Genomic DNA, 21,190 nt, shown 5'->3' with positions numbered 1-21,190 from the left:
ACTCAATGTAGTAGCCTTGTTCTTTGAAAACTAGATAGTGATTTATATATGCAACTAGTATAATTTGATCGTTTATCGATTGAGTTTTACTTGAGAAGTCAAGAATTCATTTAAGTGTAATCGCCTTAGCGATTACACGCTGACGAACCTTTAAGGTTTTAATTAGCAATTCGTAATTTGCAATTAGCAATTATGTTTTGTCATGGTTAAGCTAGAAAGGGCGCACGGTGGATGCCTTGGCACTAGGAGCCGATGAAGGACGGGACGAACACCGATATGCTTCGGGGAGCTGTAAGTAAGCTTTGATCCGGAGATTTCCGAATGGGGGAACCCACCATCCGTAATGGGATGGTACCCATACCTGAATACATAGGGTATGTGGAGGTAGACCTGGGGAACTGAAACATCTAAGTACCCAGAGGAAGAGAAAGCAAATGCGATTTCCTGAGTAGCGGCGAGCGAAACGGAATATAGCCCAAACCAAGAGGCTTGCCTCTTGGGGTTGTAGGACACTCTATACGGAGTAAGAAAGAAACGAAGTAGATGAAGCGACCTGGAAAGGTCCGCGAAACAAGGTAACAGCCCTGTAGTCGAAACTTCGTTTCCTCCAGAGTGGATCCTGAGTACGGCGGGACACGTGAAACCCCGTCGGAATCTGGGAGGACCATCTCCCAAGGCTAAATACTCCCTAGTGACCGATAGTGAACCAGTACCGTGAGGGAAAGGTGAAAAGCACCCCGGGAGGGGAGTGAAACAGATCCTGAAACCGTGTGCCTACAAGTAGTCAGAGCCCATTTACGGGTGATGGCGTGCCTTTTGTAGAATGAACCGGCGAGTTACGATGTCGTGCAAGGTTAAGCAGATAATGCGGAGCCGTAGCGAAAGCGAGTCTGAATAGGGCGATTACAGTACGCCGTCGTAGACCCGAAACCGTGTGATCTACCCATGTCCAGGGTGAAGTTCAGGTAACACTGAATGGAGGCCCGAACCCACGCATGTTGAAAAATGCGGGGATGAGGTGTGGGTAGGGGTGAAATGCCAATCGAACTCGGAGATAGCTGGTTCTCCCCGAAATAGCTTTAGGGCTAGCCTCGAGGTGAGAGTATTGGAGGTAGAGCACTGATTGGACTAGGGGTCCCCACAGGATTACCGAATTCAGTCAAACTCCGAATGCCAAATACTTATCCTCGGGAGTCAGACTGCGAGTGCTAAGATCCGTAGTCAAGAGGGAAACAGCCCAGACCATCAGCTAAGGTCCCAAAGTATACGTTAAGTGGAAAAGGATGTGGAGTTGCACAGACAACCAGGATGTTGGCTTAGAAGCAGCCACCATTTAAAGAGTGCGTAATAGCTCACTGGTCGAGTGACTCTGCGCCGAAAATGTACCGGGGCTAAACGTATCACCGAAGCTATGGATTGACACCTTAGGTGTCAGTGGTAGGGGAGCGTTCTAAGTGCTGCGAAGTCAGACCGAGAGGACTGGTGGAGCGCTTAGAAGTGAGAATGCCGGTATGAGTAGCGAAAAGAGGGGTGAGAATCCCCTCCGTCGAAAGCCCAAGGTTTCCTGAGGAAGGCTCGTCCGCTCAGGGTAAGTCGGGACCTAAGCCGAGGCCGAAAGGCGTAGGCGATGGACAACAGGTTGATATTCCTGTACCACCTCCTCACCGTTTGAGTAATGGGGGGACGCAGTAAGGTAGGGTAAGCGCACTGATGGATATGTGCGTCCAAGCAGTTAGGCTGGTAAGTAGGAAAATCCGCTTATCGTAAAGGCTGAGCTGTGATGGCGAGCGAAATAATAGTAGCGAAGTTCCTGATCCTCCACTGCCAAGAAAAGCCTCTAGCGAGGTGAGAGGTGCCCGTACCGCAAACCGACACAGGTAGGCGAGAAGAGAATTCTAAGACGCTCGGGAGAACTCTCGTTAAGGAACTCGGCAAAATGACCCCGTAACTTCGGGAGAAGGGGTGCTCTGTTAGGGTGCAAGCCCGAGAGAGCCGCAGTGAAAAGATCCAAGCGACTGTTTAGCAAAAACACAGGTCTCTGCGAAGCCGCAAGGCGAAGTATAGGGGCTGACACCTGCCCGGTGCTGGAAGGTTAAGAGGAGAGGTTATCCTTCGGGAGAAGCTTTGAATTGAAGCCCCAGTAAACGGCGGCCGTAACTATAACGGTCCTAAGGTAGCGAAATTCCTTGTCGGGTAAGTTCCGACCCGCACGAATGGTGTAACGACTTGGATACTGTCTCAACGAGAGACCCGGTGAAATTATATTACCTGTGAAGATGCAGGTTACCCGCGACAGGACGGAAAGACCCCATGGAGCTTTACTGTAGCTTGATATTGGATTTTGGTACAGTTTGTACAGGATAGGTAGGAGCCTTGGAAACCGGAGCGCAAGCTTCGGTGGAGGCGTCGGTGGGATACTACCCTGACTGTATTGAAATTCTAACCTAGGACCGTGATCCGGTTCGGGGACAGTGTCAGGTGGGCAGTTTGACTGGGGCGGTCGCCTCCTAAACAGTAACGGAGGCGCCCAAAGGTTCCCTCAGAATGGTTGGAAATCATTCGTAGAGTGCAAAGGCATAAGGGAGCTTGACTGCGAGACCTACAAGTCGAGCAGGGACGAAAGTCGGGCTTAGTGATCCGGTGGTTCCGCATGGAAGGGCCATCGCTCAACGGATAAAAGCTACCCTGGGGATAACAGGCTTATCTCCCCCAAGAGTCCACATCGACGGGGAGGTTTGGCACCTCGATGTCGGCTCATCGCATCCTGGGGCTGAAGTAGGTCCCAAGGGTTGGGCTGTTCGCCCATTAAAGCGGTACGCGAGCTGGGTTCAGAACGTCGTGAGACAGTTCGGTCCCTATCCGTCGCGGGCGTAGGAAATTTGAGAGGAGCTGTCCTTAGTACGAGAGGACCGGGATGGACACACCGCTGGTGTACCAGTTGTTCCGCCAGGAGCATAGCTGGGTAGCTACGTGTGGACGGGATAAGTGCTGAAAGCATCTAAGCATGAAGCCCCCCTCAAGATGAGATTTCCCATTACGTTAAGTAAGTAAGACCCCTTAGAGATGATGAGGTTGATAGGTCTCGGGTGGAAGCATGGTGACATGTGGAGCTGAGAGATACTAATCGGTCGAGGGCTTATCCAATTTTCTAAGGTTGAAATGAATTCGACGACCTGCATATATAACACTATCTAGTTTTGAGAGAACAACTCTCAGAGAATCTAGTGATGATGGCGAAGAGGCCACACCCGTTCCCATGCCGAACACGGAAGTTAAGCTCTTCAGCGCCGATGGTAGTTGGGGGCTTCCCCCTGCGAGAGTAGGACGTTGCTAGGTAAATGTAAAGCATCCTTTAAGAGGGTGCTTTTTTTCGTTGATGAAGACAAAGCTGAAGAGCGATTGGCTCGAAGAGTCAATATCTTCAATATATATAAAACAAAACTATAAGTAAAAAAATTAAAGTGTACAGAATAATAACACAGACTTTATCCGAATCAAAAAGTTATCTTAAATTTTTAAAAAAATATCTTCAAATTTGATATTTAAAATATAAGCAAAATGGTTCAATCGATAATGATTGAACCTATTTTTTATTTATTTCCTAAGTTTATTCTTTCAAAACAAAGTAATTAACCATTAACCATTAACCATCTAGTATTGCTCACTCTGAAAATGTACTCTTTTCTTAACCAATTTATCAGAATGTTTTTCTCCAAACCTTATAGGGAAATAATACTTTATTGGAGAGAAGGTATGTAAAGGAGAAATTTCTATGTCTATAGAATCTATTAGTATGGCAGTCACCTTTATTTTCATCTATATTTTCATAGTTAGGATTATTCCATCTAACCGAATTCGTCGTAATCGGTGGTTATCCTTTTCTGGAGGCTTGGCTGTATCATATGTTTTTATTTATATTTTTCCTTCATTACATGGTTATCAACAATCGATAAGAGAGTATAACGATAACCTCGCGATGGATATTGAAATATACTTCGTTGGATTAATAGGATTATTAGTATATTGCGGGCTTGAGAGAGTAGCAGTTGTTATGGAGAAACAAAATAATAAGGGAAAATGGGTGTTCTTTTGGATAGAAGTAGCTTTCTTTGCTCTTTATACTATGATGATTTCTTATATATTCGTACACTCAGCAATTGAAGGGATACAAGCACTGTTATATATTATTGCAATAGGTGGACATTTCCTCACAGTAGCACACGATCTTTGGTTTGAGAGCCCTAGAAAATACTTGAAGCTCGGACGCTATATTCTTTCAGTAAGTGTAATAGTAGGTTGCTTAATAGGGGCAATTATAGAGTTATCTCTAGTAGTGAATTCAGTAATTTACTCTTTTCTGTCTGGGGCAATGATATTAAATGTGTTAAAAAATGAATTACCAAATGAACATGAGTCACATTTTCCTACTTTCGCGATAAGCGTCTTACTGTACACTAGTGTTCTTCTGTCATTTAATTACTTTTTTAGTTGGTAACTTAATGTAATTCTACTACTTTTTTATTAATGATAACAGTTAAAAGAGAAAGGGAGGTTGACATTGTCAAAGGTAAAAACAAATGCTATGCGAATGTTAGATTCAAAGAAGATTGATTATCATATATTAACTTACTCCCATGATGATGGATTGATAGATGGTGTATCAGTTGCTAAAAAAGTAGAAAGAGATCCGTCTATCGTTTATAAAACACTTGTTGCTAAAGGAAGCAGCAATTCAATTAATGTGTATGTTATACCTGTCGAAGCTGAACTAAATTTGAAAAAAGCTGCAAAGTCTTCAGGGGAAAAGAAAGTAGAGATGGTCCCTGTAAAGGATATTCTAGCTTTGACTGGTTATATACGTGGCGGTTGTTCTCCGATTGGAATGAAAAAGCTATACCCCACATACATTGATAACGCAGCAAACGAGCTTTCGAATATCATAGTAAGTGGAGGTAAGATAGGCTTGCAAATTGAATTATCGGTTCAGTCTCTCCAAGATATTACTAATGCTGAGATAGCAGATATAACATAATAGAAGAAATAGGGGATTGATATGGACATACAAATCAGTTCATTTGGAACACTTATTGGACTCACTTTAACGATTATCTTAATTATTAAGCATGTGAATCCACCATATGCCATGATGCTAGGCGCACTAGTTGGCGGCTTAATTGGAGGACTGCCAATTCCAGAAACAGTCCAAGTAATGATACAAGGTGCACAAGGAATGACAGGGGTTGTACTTCGTGTACTTGCTGCAGGTGTTCTAGCAGGTGTATTGATAGAATCTGGTGCTGCTAAGAGAATTGCAGAATCGATAGTTAACGGGTTAGGAGAAACGAAGGCACTTCTTGCGATTACTGGTGCTACGATGATTTTAACTGGCGTAGGTGTCTTTATAGGAGTAGCTGTATTAACGGTAGCCCCAATAGCTTTAGCAATTGCTAAGCGGGCAAATATGTCGAAGTTTGCTGTACTTTTAGCGATTTCAGGTGGGGGAAAGGCTGGAAACATCATCTCACCCAATCCGAATACGATTGCAGCAGCGGAAGCCTTTCAAGTACCGTTAACATCAGTCATGGTTGCAGGAGTTATTCCCGCATTAGGTGGAGCAGCTATTACATATTTAATTGCAAAAAAGTTAGTAAACAAAGGAAGCTCAATTTCTGATGTCGATGTACCTGAACAACAACAAGAGACTGAATTGCCTTCTTTAGGAGCATCGTTGTCTGGCCCAGCTTTTGCTATTTTCCTTTTACTACTTCAGCCTCTTTTTGGTTGGTTTATTGATCCTTTATTTGCGCTGCCCATTGGAGGAATAGTAGGGGCGATCATTATGAAAAAGGGAAGAGAAATTAATCGCTATGCTACGTCTGGATTAGAAAAAATGTCAGGTGTAGCAATATTGCTTATTGGGACCGGTACTCTAGCAGGAGTCATAGCACATTCTGCAATTATTGATGTAATTTTGTCTGCAATTGATTCAATGGGATTACCAGCCTATGCATTGGCTCCAATTGCTGGGGTGACAATGTCAGCAGCAACAGGGTCAACGGCAGCTGCTACTGCGGTGGCGGGAAATGTGTTCGCTCCTATTATTTTAGAATTAGGGATTCAGGCACTCGCTGGAGCGGCTATGGTTCATGCTGGGGCAACAGTACTCGATCATTTGCCTCATGGTACGTATTTTCATATTACAAGAGGGAGTGTGAATATGGGTATGGTAGAGCGTTTCAAGCTACTACCGTATGAAACAGTAATAGGTTTAGTCATTGTAATCATTTCTACCTTATTATTTGGGGTATTTGCTTTATCTTTTTAAAAATATAAGTGTACCGCTCCCTTAAAAAATATTCTAAAAAAGGAAGCGGCTACCTATATTACTTTGAGTGTAACCAGATGGTATTGATCATCTTGATGGTTACACTCTTTTATTTACAATAAAGTTATCCTCTATAAGCAGCCAGTTTTGTGGGAATTCCCAGCCAAGTACCCAATAATAAAAGCCTCGTAAGCCAAGCTCTTTCACTAAATCAAATTTTGCCTGCATACTTCGCGCATCTTCAAACCAAACCTCATGTTCAAGGCCTTCTTCATCTACATAGTTAAAATGAGGTGACTGGGCTACAGGATCATACTCGATATCTGCATTATAAGTGAGAGCAAGCTCAATTGCTTCTTGATGGTCAATAGCACGTGCTCTAGTTACACCTGGTTCAAAGGGGAGTGTCCAGTCATATCCATATAATGGAATACCCATCATGATTTTATCATTTGGAACCTCTGATGCAGCATATTCAATAACCTCTCGTACTTGTGGAAGAGGGGCAACCGCCATTGGTGGACCACCAGTCCAACCCCATTCATACGTCATAAAGAAAACAAAATCTGCATATTCACCGTGCGCTGCATAATCATGGCCTTCATATAAGACACCAGGCATATCAGCTCGAACCTTTGGAGCAAGAGCACTAGAGAGAAAGTAGCCTCTTTCATCTAAACGGACTTGTGCTTTTCTCATGAGCTCATTGTAGCGCTCTCGATTTACTTCTCCAAGATATTCTAAATCAAAATCGAGACCTAAATAACCCCTTTGATTCATAACGGCAATGGCTTCATTAAGAAGTCGTTCTTGTAGTTGTTCACTTTCTAAGACAGTAGTAACTAAATCAGTGCTAAATTGCCCCTCATCAATATTTGTGATAACCATAAGGGGAACAACTTGATTTTCATAGGCAGTATTAATTATTTGTTGGTCTTCAATGGGAGTTAAGGAACCGTCTTCATTCAATTCATAGCTGAAGATTTGCAAATAGGTTAAGTATTCGCCAACTGCTTCAACTGCCGCTGGTGATTCAGGACCTGTAATATTTAAATCAACATAAGCCCCAACATCAATTGGTACTCGCTCTTGCTGAGGGATATATAAACGTAATCCAGGTGATATTAATCCAGGATCGGCTATTTGATTAATAGTAACGAGTTCCTGAACAGATACACCATATTGTCTGCTTATATCTTCTAATGTCTGCCCTGACTGGACCCAATGAAATCTCCCCCAAATAGGGATAACGAGTGCCTGCCCTAAGACGAGTTGAGTTGGGTCAGGAAGTTGGTTTGCTTCAATTAATAGCTCAGGTGAGATATTATAGGCCTGTGAAATTCCCCAAATAGAGTCTCCTTGCTGAACAACATAAATTTGCACATTAGTTCCTCCTTAAAAAAATCATCAATATAACTATATTCAAATAAAAGGAAATGATGATACAATCGAAAAAAGTATCATAATCAGAAGAAAAATTGATATATTGAAATAAGAGGTTGTACAAATCAAGACTGTAGTAAACTGACAATTTTCAACAAATTATAATTCAAAGATTGTACTAGGTTAGCTAATTACGATACAATAATTAAAAATATCGGCTATGTAAATACATGGGATACATTTTATTATAAAGTAGGGGATCGAAATGAAGAGAGTTAGAATCATTTATAATCCTTCCGCTGGAAGAGAGTATATGAGGAAGCAATTACCTTACGTACTTGAGCGATTAGAAAGTGTAGGGTATGAAGCTAGTGCACATGCAACAACAGGGGAAGGATGCGCCAAAAAAGCAGCTAGAATAGCAGTAGAGAGACAGTATGATGTGGTTATTGCTGCTGGGGGAGATGGTACAATTTTCGAAGTTGTTAATGGATTAGCAGAACAGGAGTATAGACCAACTCTGGGATTAATCCCTGCAGGCACAACGAATGATTTTGCAAGAGCCCTCGGTATTCCAAGAGATATAGAAGCAGCATGTGATATATTATGTGATGGTCAGACAAGACCAATTGATATAGGTAAGGCAGGAGAACAATATTTTGTGAATATAGCTGCTGGTGGTACGTTAACAGAGTTAACATACGAAGTTCCAAGTAGGCTCAAAACAATGATGGGACAAGTCGCCTATTATGTAAAGGGGCTAGAAAAGCTCCCTTCAATTTCACCAACAAACGTCCGTATTGAGTATGATGGTAAGCTTTATGAGGGAGAAATAATGCTCTTCTTAGTTTGTAATACAAATTCTGTTGGAGGCTTTGAGAAGTTAGCTCCTAAAGCGGATTTAGAAGATGGAATGTTTGATTTAATAATTATTGAAAAAATGTCCTTCCCTGAGTTTGTGCGTATCGGCAGTCAGGCTTTACGCGGAGAACATATTGGTCATCCAAAGATGAAATATGTACAAGCAAACAGAATTAAAGTTTTTGTGGAAGGAAACATGCAGCTTAATTTAGATGGTGAGTACGGTGGTATGCTACCAGTCGAATTTGTTAATTTGTATCAACATTTTCAAATGTTAGCTCCAGTCAAGAAATAACTAAATGAATTGATTAGATAGGGATGCGAATCAACAGAAATGATTTGTACTCCTATTTTTTATGCACTCTATAGGTAAGAGTCTAATGAAGATTTTATTCTAAGTAAAAAATGTGCTAAAATCATGTAAGCAAATGACGGACGTATAAAGGAAGAGAAAAATGAGTAAACAAGGAACTCCTGTAGAAAAAAATCAAATAGTTGAAGTTACAATAGAGGACTTAACCCATGATGGGGCTGGGGTTGCGAAGGTGAACGGATTTACGCTGTTTATTCCTAAAGCGTTACCTGGTGAAAAGGCAAAGGTCAAAGTTGTAAAAATAAAAAAGGGCTACGGCTTTGGTAGAGTGATGGAATATAGCGAGATGAGTACCGATCGAACGGAGCCACCATGCCCAATCTATCAGCAGTGCGGTGGCTGTCAATTACAGCATCTGAGCTATGAAGCTCAGCTTGTACAAAAGCAGAAGCAAGTACGAGATGTATTGGAAAGAATCGGGAAAATCACAGATGTTACTGTTCATCCTACGCTTGGTATGACAGACCCTTGGCGTTATCGTAATAAAGCACAAGTACCAGTAGCTGATAGAGAGGGAGGGCTTGTAGCAGGATTTTACCAAGAACGTTCTCACCATATTATAAATATGGATAGTTGCTTAATTCAGCATGAAGAGAATGATAAAGTGGTACAAGCTGTGAAAGATATTGCTGAGAAAAATGGAATTCGTGGGTATGATGAACAAAAGCATCGTGGCACATTAAGACATGTTGTTGCTCGCTATGGTTTAGTAACTGGCGATGTTATGGTCGTTCTTATAACTAAAGGTGAAGATCTTCCACACAAAAAGAAGATTATTGCAGAAATTCAAGAACGATTACCTCAAGTAAAGTCAATCGTGCAAAACATTAATAATCGCCGAACAAATGTAATATTTGGTGAGAAAACGATTGTTCTTTCTGGTGAAGAGTACATCTATGATTACATTGGAGATATTAAGTTTGCTATTTCAGCACGCTCTTTTTATCAAGTAAATCCTGAACAGACGAAGGTACTCTATGACAAAGCATTAGAGTATGCAAACCTAACTACAACGGAAACCGTAATTGATGCCTATTGTGGAATAGGGACAATTTCTTTATTTCTAGCTCAACGTACAAAGCATGTATACGGCGTTGAAATTGTACCAGAAGCAATAGATGATGCGAAGCGTAATGCAAAGTTAAACCACATAGAAAATGTTGATTTTGCAGTAGGAGAAGCTGAAAAAGTTATTCCATGGTGGTACGCTCAAGGTATCAGGGCAGACGTCATTGTTGTAGACCCACCAAGAAAAGGGTGTGACGAGGCACTATTACAAACGATGCTGAAAATGAAGCCAAAACGCATTGTCTATGTGTCCTGTAACCCAGCGACATTGGCTCGAGATCTACATATCCTTGAAGAAGGTGGCTACAAAACAAAAAAAGTACAACCTGTAGACATGTTCCCACATACAAACCATTGTGAAGCGGTTGTTCAATTAGAATTAACATAAGAAGTAGGAGCCAATTGGTTCCTACTTCTTCTTTTTTTTAATGAATAAACGAACCTGAAATAAGCGAAAATATATTACTTTGACATATGTAGTCACAAGGGATTGATTACAATAGATCCTTTTTAAACACCTATGATTAGTTTTGTTGGAGTTGGGAGAAAATATTTTGTAAAAACTTGACGAGATAAACAAAACGTTATACTATATAACAAGATGTTCAATTTGTTTTGAACAAACTGAACAAATTAAAATAAATGAACAATCCTGAAGGGAGGTATACTATTGCAAAATGATCTTGAAAAGATTGAAGAATCTAGAGATGTACTAATCAGTTCAATTGCACAAACGATGGTCATTTATGGTGTTACACCTTCAGTAGGTCGAATATACGGTGTTTTATATTTTTCAAAAAAATCTATGTCATTGGATGAAATAAAAGATGCAGTTGCGATGAGTAAAGGTAGTGTAAGTACAGGCTTAAGAGAATTACTAGATACAGAGATGATAATTAAAGTTTGGAAAAAAGGTGACAGAAAAGACCATTATATTGCCGAACGTGACTTTGTGAAAAACTTTATTAGTTTCTTTGTTAAAAATATTAGGTTAGAACGAAATATCATTATGAAGGCAAATGATAAGGTCAAGCCATTATTAGAAGATGTTGCTCATAACACCGAATCAGAGGAAGCGAAGGAAGAAGCTTTACATGATTTAAAGTTGATGAATGATACGCTTATCTACTTTGACTGGACAAAACGAATTATTGATGCAATGGAAAGTGGAGAGTTATTTAAGTACTTTCCAATTGAAGGAGAGAAAAAGTAGAAGAGGTTGTCTAAAAGGTTTAGTAAACTTTTTAGAAACCTCTACTAGTAATTAAACCAAGTTTATATATAAGAATACTGTAATTTTATGGACTGAAAGGGGCGTGTTTCATGGATAAGATAAAAGTTAGTAATCTAACAAAAATCTTCGGTTCTAATCCTAAAGAAGGAATTAAAAGATTAGAAGATGGGCAAGACAAAGATAAAATTTTAGAAGAAACAGGATTAACTGTAGGTGTAAATCGAGCTTCTTTTTCAGTTAAGCCTGGTGAATTCTTTGTGATTATGGGACTGTCTGGAAGTGGAAAATCAACGTTAATACGATTAATTAATCGTTTAATTGAACCTACTGGTGGAGAGGTATTAATAGACGGTAAAGACATCACGAAAATGAATAAAGAAGATTTAATGAAAACGAGAAGGTCAAAGCTAGGAATGGTTTTTCAAAAGTTTGCTTTATTCCCTCACCGTACAATCCTGCAAAATGTTGTTTTTGGTTTAGAAGTTCAAGGGGTTCCAAAAGAAGAACGAGAAGCGAAAGCGCAAAAGGCAATTGAGGATGTAGGGTTAAAAGGATATGTAGATAGCTATCCAAGTGAGCTTAGTGGTGGAATGCAGCAACGCGTTGGGCTAGCTCGTGCTTTAGCAAATGATAGCGATATTTTACTAATGGATGAAGCATTCAGTGCACTAGATCCGTTAATTCGAAAAGAAATGCAAGATGAACTATTACATTTGCAAAATAAACTAGGAAAAACAATTCTTTTTATTACACATGATTTAGATGAAGCCCTTAAGCTAGGGGACCGAATTGCGATAATGAAAAATGGTTCAATTGTTCAAATCGGATCATCTGAGGAGATTCTTGAAAATCCAGCAAATGATTATGTTTCAAGCTTCGTTGAAGATGTGGATCGTTCAAAGGTATTACAAGCTTCAAACGTAATGAAAAAACCTGATGTCATTACAACTTGGAAAGATGGCCCTCGTGTAGCAGTTAGAAAAATGGAAGAGGCAGGGTTATCTAGTATTTTTGTAGTCGACAAGGAAAAAAATCTTAAAGGTCTTTTAACTATTGATGCTGCTATTAAAGCTCTAAATGAAGATAAATGGGTAGAAGATGTTCTTCAAAATGATTTTGAAACAACATCACTTGAAACACCTTTAAATGATTTAATCGGTATTGCAGCAGAAACTAAATACCCAATCGCAGTTGTCGATAACAATAAATTAATGGGTATTATAGTAAGAGTATCCATTTTATCAGGACTTGCTTTAGGAAAAGAACTGGATAGGGGAGAATAATGAATGAATTATTTTTATTTACCGTTAGAACAGTGGACAAACAATTTTGTAGATAATTGGGTAATTCCGTTGTTAGGAGGATTCTTTAATGTACTAAGTAACATTATTGGGTGGTTCATTAATGGCGTATCAGATATTTTCACCTTCATACCGGCAGAAATCATGGCTATTATTCTTATATTCTTAGCTTGGAAATTTGCAGGAAGAGGAATTGCGATATTCACATTAATAGGTTCATTGTATTTAGGGGCAGTAAATTTATGGATACCGGCAATGCAAACGTTATCTATAGTCATTACCGCCACGCTGTTTGCCGTTATTATTGGTATTCCTATAGGAATCTTTAGTGCAAAGTCCAAAAGGGTCGATGCAATTGTAAGACCGATTTTAGACTTTATGCAAACTCTACCAAGTTTCGTCTATTTAATTCCAGCAATTTTATTATTTGGACTTGGAGGAGTTCCAGCTGTTATTTCAACATTTGTATTCGCGGCTCCACCTGCTGTTCGTATGACAGCACTAGGAATCAAGCAGGTTCCTGAAGATGTAGTAGAAGCATCACGTGCTTTTGGTGCAACTTCATGGCAAATGTTGATTAAAGTTCAGCTTCCTATGGCAATACCAACAATTATGGCTGGTGTTAACCAAACGATTATGTTAGCACTTTCTATGGCAGTTATCGCTTCAATGATTGGAGCACCAGGACTAGGTACAGTCGTTCTTGCAGGAATTTCAAGTGTTAATGTAGGGTTAGGCTTAGTTGGTGGATTAGGAATTGTAGTATTAGCAATCATTTTAGATAGAATTACACAAGGAATAGGACAACGGGGTTAAAAGATTTATAGTTAAAAGTTTTATTATTAAAGTAGTGAGGGAAGGAAGTGCGGTATGAATCTAAAAAAATCAGCACTTGTATTAATAGACATCCAGAAAGAAAGTCAATACGGAGTGCAAAACCTTGAAAGTGTAATAGAAAATTCAAAGCACCTAATAGAGGCATGTCGTTCTCAAAACATTCCGGTAATCTACACTCGTCACATCAACAGAGCAGATGGCAAGGGCTTATCGTATAAAGATCCAAGAAAAGAAGATGGAAAACCAGTTTTCTATTGTACGGGTACAGACGCAATTGAAGTGATGGATGAAATCGCTCCTAATGAGGGAGAAGTAGTGATAGATAAGTTTCGTTGGAGCAGCTTCTATGAGACAAGCTTAGATATTATATTAAGAAGCTTAGATGTAGAGCATGTAATGGTTGGAGGACTTGTAACAGATGGTTGTTTAATGACGACTGTATTTGATGGATACTTCAGAGATTACGAAATAAATCTAGTAAAGGATATATGCGCAACCACGAATGAAGGAGCACACATGTCATCTATCCTAATCATGGCTAATTGGGTATACGGGATTAAAATATATGACGCAGTTGAAATGGTCAAAAACTTGAAAGGTGAAGACTACTACGTTTGGGAATCAACAAGACCTGATGAGTTGCACTTTACACCAGAGAATATGAGAGATGTATTTGCGAAGTTAAATAATGAAGCAACACTCATCAAACAAAAATAATCGATTTAATATATTAGGAGGAATTTATAATGAAAAAGTTTAAAAAAATATTGTACTCAGCAGTAGCATTAACATTTGTACTTGCAGGTTGTGGAAATGAAGATACAAGTAATGGTTCAGAAGGAACAACAGGGGAAGAATCAAAAGGAACTGTTACTTTCGGGATGTCGTACTGGTCAAGTACAGAAGCTCCTACAGAGATTGCCAAGTTAATCCTTGAAGAAGCTGGTTATGAAACAGCAGAGAGTCAAGCAGAACAACCAATCATTTTCTTAGGTATGAAAAATAACGAAATCGACTTCTTTATGGATGCTTGGTTACCATATACGGAAGAAAAGCTATGGAAGCAATATGAAGATGACTTGCAAAAAGTAGCAACAAGTTATGAGGATGTTCCATTAGGATGGGTTGTACCATCATATGTAGAAGAGGATTCAATTCAAGATTTAATTGGAAACGAAGCAGAATATGATAATCGTGTCGTTGGTTTAAGTGCTGGTTCTGGAATGACTGAAACATCACTACAAATGATGGAGGAATTAAATTTAGATGGTCTTGAGTATGTTTCTGCTAATGAAGCTGCTATGATGGCTGAAGCAAAGCGTGCGTTGAATAATGAAAATCCAATCGTCTTTCTAGGTTGGAGACCTCACTCAATGTTTACACAATTTGACCTTAAATTCTTAGAAGGCCAAGGGGATTATTTTAAATCAGATAATGTGTATGTTATCTCTTATAAAGGTGTAGAAGAGGTACACCCGGAAGCATATGAAATCTTATCAAGATGGAGTATCGATGTTGCAGATTTAGAAGAAATGATGTTTGAAAACGAAGAAAATGGAACACCGTTTAGTGAATTAGCTCAACAATGGGTTGATGAAAACCGTGATAAAGTAGATGAGATGTTAGGTAAGTAAGAGTTAGGAAAACAACAAATAATACAAATAGAGAAGGCTTTTACAGTAATGTAATGAGCCTTCTCTTTTGTATTATTTACTTATAACCTAGTAGTATACATCGGGAACGTTTTTTGCTCGTCTTTATAAATATGAAGAAGGACAAATAGTAAAGGAGCGACAAATAAACCCCATAAACCAATAAAACCATAACGGATAAAATCATAAATAAATGCTTCAGGGAAAATCACTTTTAAACCGATTTGGATAGCAAACATACCTCCTAGTCCAATTAATAAGGCAAATCCCTTACGAGTAAGACTAGAGCTAATTTCCATTTTTACAAATTTACCTTCAAGTAGGTATCCAATACCAGCCCCTAGTAATAGTCCTGCATATTTATAGCCTTCTTCTGCAGGGAACAGGAATACAAGTAAAATAGGAAAGATAATTGCTAGTACCCATTGAAGACCAATACTAATGCTAGATAAAAATTTAGTAACATAGATAGAGATAAGAATAATAGCTAACCCTAAACCAAGCCCAACGATAATATCTGAAGGCCAGTGTACTCCTGTGTAAAGCCTTGATAGAGAGATAAGCAGAATTAAACTACCTGCAAAGGTAATAAATACAGTCGATCTACTTATGTATGCTAGATAGCCCCAAAGTGTTGCAGAGCCTTGTGCATGTCCACTTGGAAAGGAGTCGTGTGGAAAATGACTACCTACTTCTGCAGAACTTACAAATAATGAATTTACACCTTCAACTCCTATAGGTCTTGTCACGGCAAAACTAATTTTCAATAACGAATTAATATAGATAGAGAAGATAAAAATGTAAAATAGCCTAAATCCGATTGATTTGGAAACACACCAATAGATTAGTGGCAAGATAATAAAGTAAAATTCTTCATTTCCTAAAAATGTAAGGACTGCTGCTATTGGATCAAGAAATGGGTGCTGAAGCTGTGTAAATCTCTGCAATATTTCTAACTGATTCATCAGTACCTCCTTAAACATACGTTAGTATAATAAAAAGTTTTTACTTTATATTATTTCGCATAAAGCTTTAAAAACCTTCTTATATAGAAACAAAACTATGGAATCAGATTTTACTAAGATTCCGTATTCAAGTTATTCTATAAGGAGGTACTATCAATTTATAATCCTTTTTTTACCAGGAGGGTATCAATGGAAGAAAAGTATGATGAATTATTTAATATAAATACATGCGAAAAGCAAAAGGGGTTTCATGATTCATTGCATTATCATCGTTATGAACCAACACCATATAGCGCACTTGAACAACTATTTTCACAATACGAGGTAATTAAAAGGTTTGTATGAGGAAAATCCGAATGAGAGGTTTTTGATCTATAATCTTGCCTATTAATTGATAAGACAAAAGCACTTGGATTAAATCCAAGTGCTTTTGTCTGTCAGATTGTAATTGTTAGATGTTCATTACCGTGGAATAGTGTACTATGACTGTTTTGGCTAGATAATTGCATATCGAGTAGAGCTTCTCCACATGTAAAAATGAAATTGTACAAACATGAATATAACAACAACTAACTAATATACATAGAAGTATGTTTGTTTAAAAACTATTTATAGTATGGCAACAGTTATAACATAAAATTACACTATCTTAACACAGGAGGTACGTATGTCAAAAGAGACGACCTTGGATAAGAAAAGTGAAGAGCTTTTATTAAATCATGATAGTGAATCTCGCTTAAGGAAATATATTGGCAAAATGGCACTACTGGTTGCATTTATTGCAGTTTTCTGGTCAATATTTCAAATTTATTCTGCAGGTACAGGAACTATTGATGCAATACGCTTAAGAGCTATTCACATAATCTTTCTTTTAACCATGACATTTTTGTTATTCCCTGTGACAAAGAAATCCCAGTTACAACTGAAGAGACCACCAATTTTAGATATTGTCTTTATTATTTTAAGTATTACTTCTTTTGGATACTTATTATTAAACTATAACACTATCGTATTACGTGGTGGATATTTAGAAACAATTGATTACTTTTTTGGTGCAATAGGACTTCTAATGGTTTTTGAAGCTGCTAGAAGAATAGTAGGTAATCTTGCTATATTAGCACTAATTTTTCTCCTTTATAACTTTATAGGACCTGTTATTCCGGGTGATTTTGGGCATAGTGGATTTTCAGTTAAACGTATTATTGACCATATGTTTTGGGGAAGTCAAGGGATTTTAGGTATTGCAATTGGAGTATCTTCTACTTTTGTCTTTTTATTTATTTTGTTTGGAGCATTTTTGAGAATTAGTGGATTTAGTAACTTTATTAATGATCTTGCTTTAACGATAGCTGGCCGTTCACCAGGTGGTCCTGCAAAAGTGGCAGTACTTGCTAGTAGTTTAATGGGGATGATAAATGGCAGTGCGCTTGCCAATGTAGCTACTACAGGGACGATTACCATCCCACTAATGAAGAAAAATGGATACAAGGCTAGATTTGCAGCAGCAGTAGAAGCTGTAGCTTCTACTGGTGGTCAGTTTGCGCCGCCGATTATGGGCGCAGCGGGCTTTGTAATGGCAGAATACCTTGGTGTACCATATACGACTGTAATGTTAGCCGCGATTGTACCGGCGCTGCTTTATTATATAAGCGTAATCACGATTGTGCACCTTGAGGCTAAACGTTCTGGATTGAAAGGAATAGCGAAGGAAAATATACCGAATGTAGTTGAAGTCTTAAAGAAACAAGGGCATCTGTCTATCCCCCTTGTTGTTCTTATTACACTATTGTTAATGGGATATACCCCTTTATATGCTGCTGTATTTTCTATTGTTGCTTGTATTGTTTCTACTTGGCTCCGAAAAGAAACAAGAATGGGATTAAAAAAGATTATACAGGCTTTAGAAGAGGGTGCAAAGGGTGCAGTCGGGGTTGGTGTGGCTTGTGCAACGATTGGAGTTGTAATTGGGACAGTATCCTTAACAGGGTTAGGATTAACACTTGGCTATACAATCTTACAATATGTAAATGAAAGTTTATTACTAGCAGGGTTATTAGTCATGTTGATGAGTATTATCTTAGGACTTGGGGTTCCGGGAGTTGCGGCATATGTTATCGTTGCAACAGTTTCTGCACCAATTTTAATACAACTTGGTGTTACACCGATAGCTGCTCATATGTTTGTACTTATGTATGCATGTCTCTCTAACATAACACCACCAGTTGCTTTAGCATCATATGTAGCGGCAGGTATAGCTAATACAAATGAGAACCAAGTTTCATATACAGCAGTGAAGCTTGGGTTAACAGGTTTTATCATACCATTTTTCTTTATCTATCATCCAGTATTGTTATTCGACGGTTCTTTTACGGGAGGATTTCTCTTAGCAGTCACTACAGCAATAATAGGAGTTATATCTTTAGCCAGTGGTTTACAAGGTTGGTTACTAACTAATGTTAATTGGATAAAAAGGGGATTATTGATTATTATTGCTTTTCTCATGATAGAGCCTACTCTTTTAATGGATTTCATAGGAATTAGTTTGTTTCTCCTAATTATTATTTGGCAAGTAGTTTTAATGTTAAGGGATAAAAATAGTAATTCAGAAACTGCTATTAGGGGGTGAAGCAAACTAATATCAAGGGTGTGCAATAGTTATATAAACTTAATTATTTAGGGGGTAATTATGAAAAGGTTTAAAAGTTTAATTTTAAGTGCAATAGTAGGTTTGGTACTGGTAGGTTGTTCGAGTGGTGATTCAAGTTCAGAAATTGAAGAATTAAGGTTTCCAACAGCAGGTACGTCAGGTACAATCTATCCTTTAGGAGCTACTATGTCCAATATATGGAATAACAATATTGAAGGAATTAGAGTAAACTCGCAGGCGTCTAATGGTGGGGTTAACAACTTAAATCTTCTTAATGATGGGGAAGGACACATTTCTTTTGCGACGACTGGTATTATGTGGGAAGCCTATAATGGTGAAGATACATTTGAAGGTAGACAATATGAAGACCTACGAATAATGGCAGGTTTATATATTAACCCTAACCAGTTCGTTGTAAGAGATTCTGCAGATATCAATAGTATTGCAGATATTAAAGGTAAACGGTTTGTACCAGGTGCTGTAGGAAGCACTCCTGAAGTGGAATCTAGTATTATACTACCAGAGTATGGTATTAACTATCCTGATGACATTAATGAAACGTATGTTGGTTTTACAGAGGCAATTGATTTAATGAGAAATAATCAAGTAGAAGGTGCGATTATTCAAGCGGGTATTCCAACTGCAGCGGTAACTGAGATGACATCAACAGCTGATGGTAAGCTTATCGGTATTGAACCAGAAATCAGACAGTCTTTAATGGATAAGTATCCTTGGTATTCAGAGTTTACAATACCAGCTGGAACATACGATAATCAAGATCAAGATATTGATACTTTAGGAATTAAGATGATGTTAATAGTAGATGCTTCTTTATCTGATGATCTTGTCTATGAGTTAACGAAAGTCTTTTGGGAAAACCTCGATGAGTTAGAAGCTTCACATTCAATTGCTGGACATATGGACATTAATGAGGCGATGACAGATACAGCGGGAATCCCAATTCATGATGGAGCAAAAAAATACTATGAAGAAAAAGGAATTAGTGAATAAGTGAATACGGAAAAAGGTAAACAAATCATTGGTTACTTAGGCCCTATAGGAACATTTACAGAAATGGCAGTAAAGCAAGTATTTAAATTAGATACGGTAAATTCAATTCCTTTTAATTCGATACCTGAATGTTTGTATGCACTTAATCAAAATCAAACAGATTATACTGTAGTTCCGATTGAGAATTCAATTGGAGGTTCAGTTTATTTAACTCTTGATTGGCTTATTCACGAGATTAGTACTCCCATTCAAGGGGAAGTAAGAATACCTATAGAACAACACCTTTTAGCGCATGAGGAAAACAAAAATATTGAGAGGGAGAAATTCTCAAAGGTTTTCTCTCATCCTCAGGCTTTAAGGCAATGTAGCAAATATATTAGAGATAACTTACCAAATGCAAAAGTGGTATATGTAGAAAGTACTGCAGAAGGGGCAAAGCATATAATGGAGAACCCTGAAGAACCTTGGCTTGCAATTGCTAACGAGCAAGCCAAGAAAATATATGGTTTATCATTATTAGAAAATAATATTGAAGATTATCAAACCAACACAACTCGTTTTTTATTCTTAAGTAATAAAAAGTTACCTATTACTAGTAGTGATAGAAAATCTTCAATTCTTGTTTCATTACCTAAAGAAAAGAATATTATGCTTCATCAAGTATTAGAGATATTTGCAGAAAATAAGCTAGATCTAACAAAAATAGAATCAGCTCCAAGGAAGACAGCGATGGGAGACTATTACTATTTTTTAGACTTTAAAACCAGTGGGAACGATAAAGAATTATTGTTCAAACAAGCCTGTAATAAGATTCAAGAAATCGGATGCCATATTCGTTCTTTTGGTACCTATCCTTGTATTAGTAAAAAAAGTTCTAACGCTTCCATAACATATTTTTAAATAAGTACTTTCAAAAACTGCAATCCAATTGCTCAAACAATTGGGTTGTAGTTTACTTTTTATTCCCCTTTTTTTTCTTTTCATCATCTTCAAAGTTACGTCCCTTTAATTGAGCGAGAATTGCACTAATTCTATGAGGGATTGGTACACCTAGTTTTCCGCCATTTTCAACGATGCTGATAAACTCTATTGTAATGTAGGCAATTGCTATACCGTCTCCTACATGTCCAGTACCGAAAACAGCTTTTTCTAATAAGTACACAGCACCGATTAAAATTAATACATATATTTTTTTGATAACCCCTTTGAGTCCGTCTGAACTACGTATGTTTTTCTCTACTATAGCGACTAATAACCCAGAAATGAAGTCTAAGGCCATCATGATAATCAGAATAGAAACTGCTAAACCTAAACCACCAAAGGAATATGAAAAGCCCGTCCCGAATATAGTGAAAATAGCTTTAAAGGGTAGGTTTTCCATTGTAGTCTCCTTTCTTGAATGTTTGAGTAGACAATCTGTGTGTCGAGTCTTCCAATTAGGAATTTCCTCCTATTTTAATTATATGAGAACATGAATTAATGTGTGTCCATTTGATATAATAAAAAAATAACAAAGAAGCTGAGATATTTATC

General features: G+C 38.1%; 16 protein-coding genes, 2 rRNA genes and 1 pseudogene. 16 read left to right on the top strand and 3 right to left on the bottom strand.

What is annotated here, in order from left to right:
• The first annotated feature begins 204 nt into the window (after positions 1-204).
• The 5 genes from CD003_RS14665 to CD003_RS14645 all read left to right on the top strand — a co-directional run bounded on the left by CD003_RS14665 (position 205) and on the right by CD003_RS14645 (position 6,325).
• Positions 205-3,144 (top strand): 23S ribosomal RNA (locus CD003_RS14665).
• A 76-nt stretch (positions 3,145-3,220) separates the two neighbouring features.
• Positions 3,221-3,336: ribosomal RNA gene (gene rrf, locus CD003_RS14660) — 5S ribosomal RNA — on the top strand.
• A gap of 436 nt (positions 3,337-3,772) precedes the next feature.
• Positions 3,773-4,495, top strand: coding sequence for a hypothetical protein (locus CD003_RS14655; RefSeq protein ID WP_096201801.1), 723 nt, complete (start codon positions 3,773-3,775; stop codon positions 4,493-4,495).
• 63 nt (positions 4,496-4,558) lie between these two features.
• Entirely contained in the window at positions 4,559-5,032 is a 474-nt protein-coding gene (gene ybaK, locus CD003_RS14650; protein WP_096201800.1) for a Cys-tRNA(Pro) deacylase, read from the top strand.
• Between the two features lie 21 nt (positions 5,033-5,053).
• Positions 5,054-6,325 (top strand): GntP family permease, encoded by a 1,272-nt coding sequence (locus CD003_RS14645; protein WP_096201799.1) that lies wholly within the window; start codon positions 5,054-5,056, stop codon positions 6,323-6,325.
• A gap of 99 nt (positions 6,326-6,424) precedes the next feature.
• On the opposite strand, the gene CD003_RS14640 is transcribed toward CD003_RS14645, so the two are convergent.
• Positions 6,425-7,708 carry a glycosyl hydrolase family 18 protein gene (locus tag CD003_RS14640; RefSeq protein ID WP_096201798.1) on the bottom strand — a complete coding sequence of 428 codons (1,284 nt, stop codon included), beginning with the start codon at positions 7,706-7,708 and terminating at the stop codon, positions 6,425-6,427.
• A 265-nt stretch (positions 7,709-7,973) separates the two neighbouring features.
• Between CD003_RS14640 and CD003_RS14635 the strand changes: the two genes are divergently transcribed.
• The 7 genes from CD003_RS14635 to CD003_RS14605 all read left to right on the top strand — a co-directional run bounded on the left by CD003_RS14635 (position 7,974) and on the right by CD003_RS14605 (position 15,016).
• Entirely contained in the window at positions 7,974-8,864 is an 891-nt protein-coding gene (locus tag CD003_RS14635; RefSeq protein ID WP_096201797.1) for a diacylglycerol kinase, read from the top strand.
• 160 nt (positions 8,865-9,024) lie between these two features.
• Complete coding sequence (rlmD, locus tag CD003_RS14630; RefSeq protein WP_096201796.1) at positions 9,025-10,398, top strand: 23S rRNA (uracil(1939)-C(5))-methyltransferase RlmD; 1,374 nt, start codon at positions 9,025-9,027, stop codon at positions 10,396-10,398.
• Between the two features lie 282 nt (positions 10,399-10,680).
• Positions 10,681-11,223 (top strand): GbsR/MarR family transcriptional regulator, encoded by a 543-nt coding sequence (locus tag CD003_RS14625; protein ID WP_096201795.1) that lies wholly within the window; start codon positions 10,681-10,683, stop codon positions 11,221-11,223.
• Between the two features lie 110 nt (positions 11,224-11,333).
• Complete coding sequence (locus tag CD003_RS14620) at positions 11,334-12,527, top strand: quaternary amine ABC transporter ATP-binding protein (RefSeq protein WP_096201794.1); 1,194 nt, start codon at positions 11,334-11,336, stop codon at positions 12,525-12,527.
• A 3-nt stretch (positions 12,528-12,530) separates the two neighbouring features.
• Positions 12,531-13,361 (top strand): ABC transporter permease, encoded by an 831-nt coding sequence (locus CD003_RS14615; RefSeq protein WP_096201793.1) that lies wholly within the window; start codon positions 12,531-12,533, stop codon positions 13,359-13,361.
• A 54-nt stretch (positions 13,362-13,415) separates the two neighbouring features.
• Positions 13,416-14,099, top strand: a complete 684-nt coding sequence (locus tag CD003_RS14610) for a cysteine hydrolase family protein (protein ID WP_096201792.1) — start codon at positions 13,416-13,418, stop codon at positions 14,097-14,099.
• A gap of 29 nt (positions 14,100-14,128) precedes the next feature.
• On the top strand, positions 14,129-15,016 hold the full coding sequence (locus tag CD003_RS14605; protein WP_096201791.1) for a glycine betaine ABC transporter substrate-binding protein: 888 nt from the start codon (positions 14,129-14,131) through the stop codon (positions 15,014-15,016).
• Between the two features lie 80 nt (positions 15,017-15,096).
• Here the strand turns inward: CD003_RS14605 and CD003_RS14600 are convergent, their stop codons facing one another.
• A complete protein-coding gene (locus tag CD003_RS14600) occupies positions 15,097-15,999 on the bottom strand; it encodes a phosphatase PAP2 family protein (RefSeq protein WP_096201790.1) in 903 nt (300 codons plus the stop codon).
• A 189-nt stretch (positions 16,000-16,188) separates the two neighbouring features.
• Between CD003_RS14600 and CD003_RS14595 the strand changes: the two are divergent.
• The 4 genes and pseudogenes from CD003_RS14595 to pheA form a co-directional block, all read left to right on the top strand.
• A pseudogene (locus CD003_RS14595) lies at positions 16,189-16,326 on the top strand (SAM-dependent methyltransferase); the annotation flags it as partial.
• Between the two features lie 340 nt (positions 16,327-16,666).
• On the top strand, positions 16,667-18,625 hold the full coding sequence (locus tag CD003_RS14590; protein ID WP_096201789.1) for a TRAP transporter permease: 1,959 nt from the start codon (positions 16,667-16,669) through the stop codon (positions 18,623-18,625).
• 60 nt (positions 18,626-18,685) lie between these two features.
• Positions 18,686-19,657 carry a TAXI family TRAP transporter solute-binding subunit gene (locus CD003_RS14585; protein ID WP_096201788.1) on the top strand — a complete coding sequence of 324 codons (972 nt, stop codon included), beginning with the start codon at positions 18,686-18,688 and terminating at the stop codon, positions 19,655-19,657.
• The gene (gene pheA / locus CD003_RS14580) at positions 19,658-20,557 is read left to right on the top strand and encodes a prephenate dehydratase (RefSeq protein WP_096201787.1); all 900 of its coding nucleotides are present in this window, start codon (positions 19,658-19,660) and stop codon (positions 20,555-20,557) included. It abuts the gene before it with no gap.
• A 52-nt stretch (positions 20,558-20,609) separates the two neighbouring features.
• Here pheA and CD003_RS14575 read toward each other — a convergent pair whose 3' ends face one another.
• Positions 20,610-21,038 (bottom strand): phage holin family protein, encoded by a 429-nt coding sequence (locus CD003_RS14575; RefSeq protein WP_096201786.1) that lies wholly within the window; start codon positions 21,036-21,038, stop codon positions 20,610-20,612.
• Positions 21,039-21,190 lie beyond the last annotated feature (152 nt).

It is taken from the genome of Bacillus sp. FJAT-45350 (assembly GCF_002335805.1).
Classification (GTDB): domain Bacteria; phylum Bacillota; class Bacilli; order Bacillales; family NISU01; genus FJAT-45350.
The sequence above is the reverse complement of the archived record's forward strand: the minus strand, read 5'-3'. Positions and strand labels throughout refer to the sequence as shown.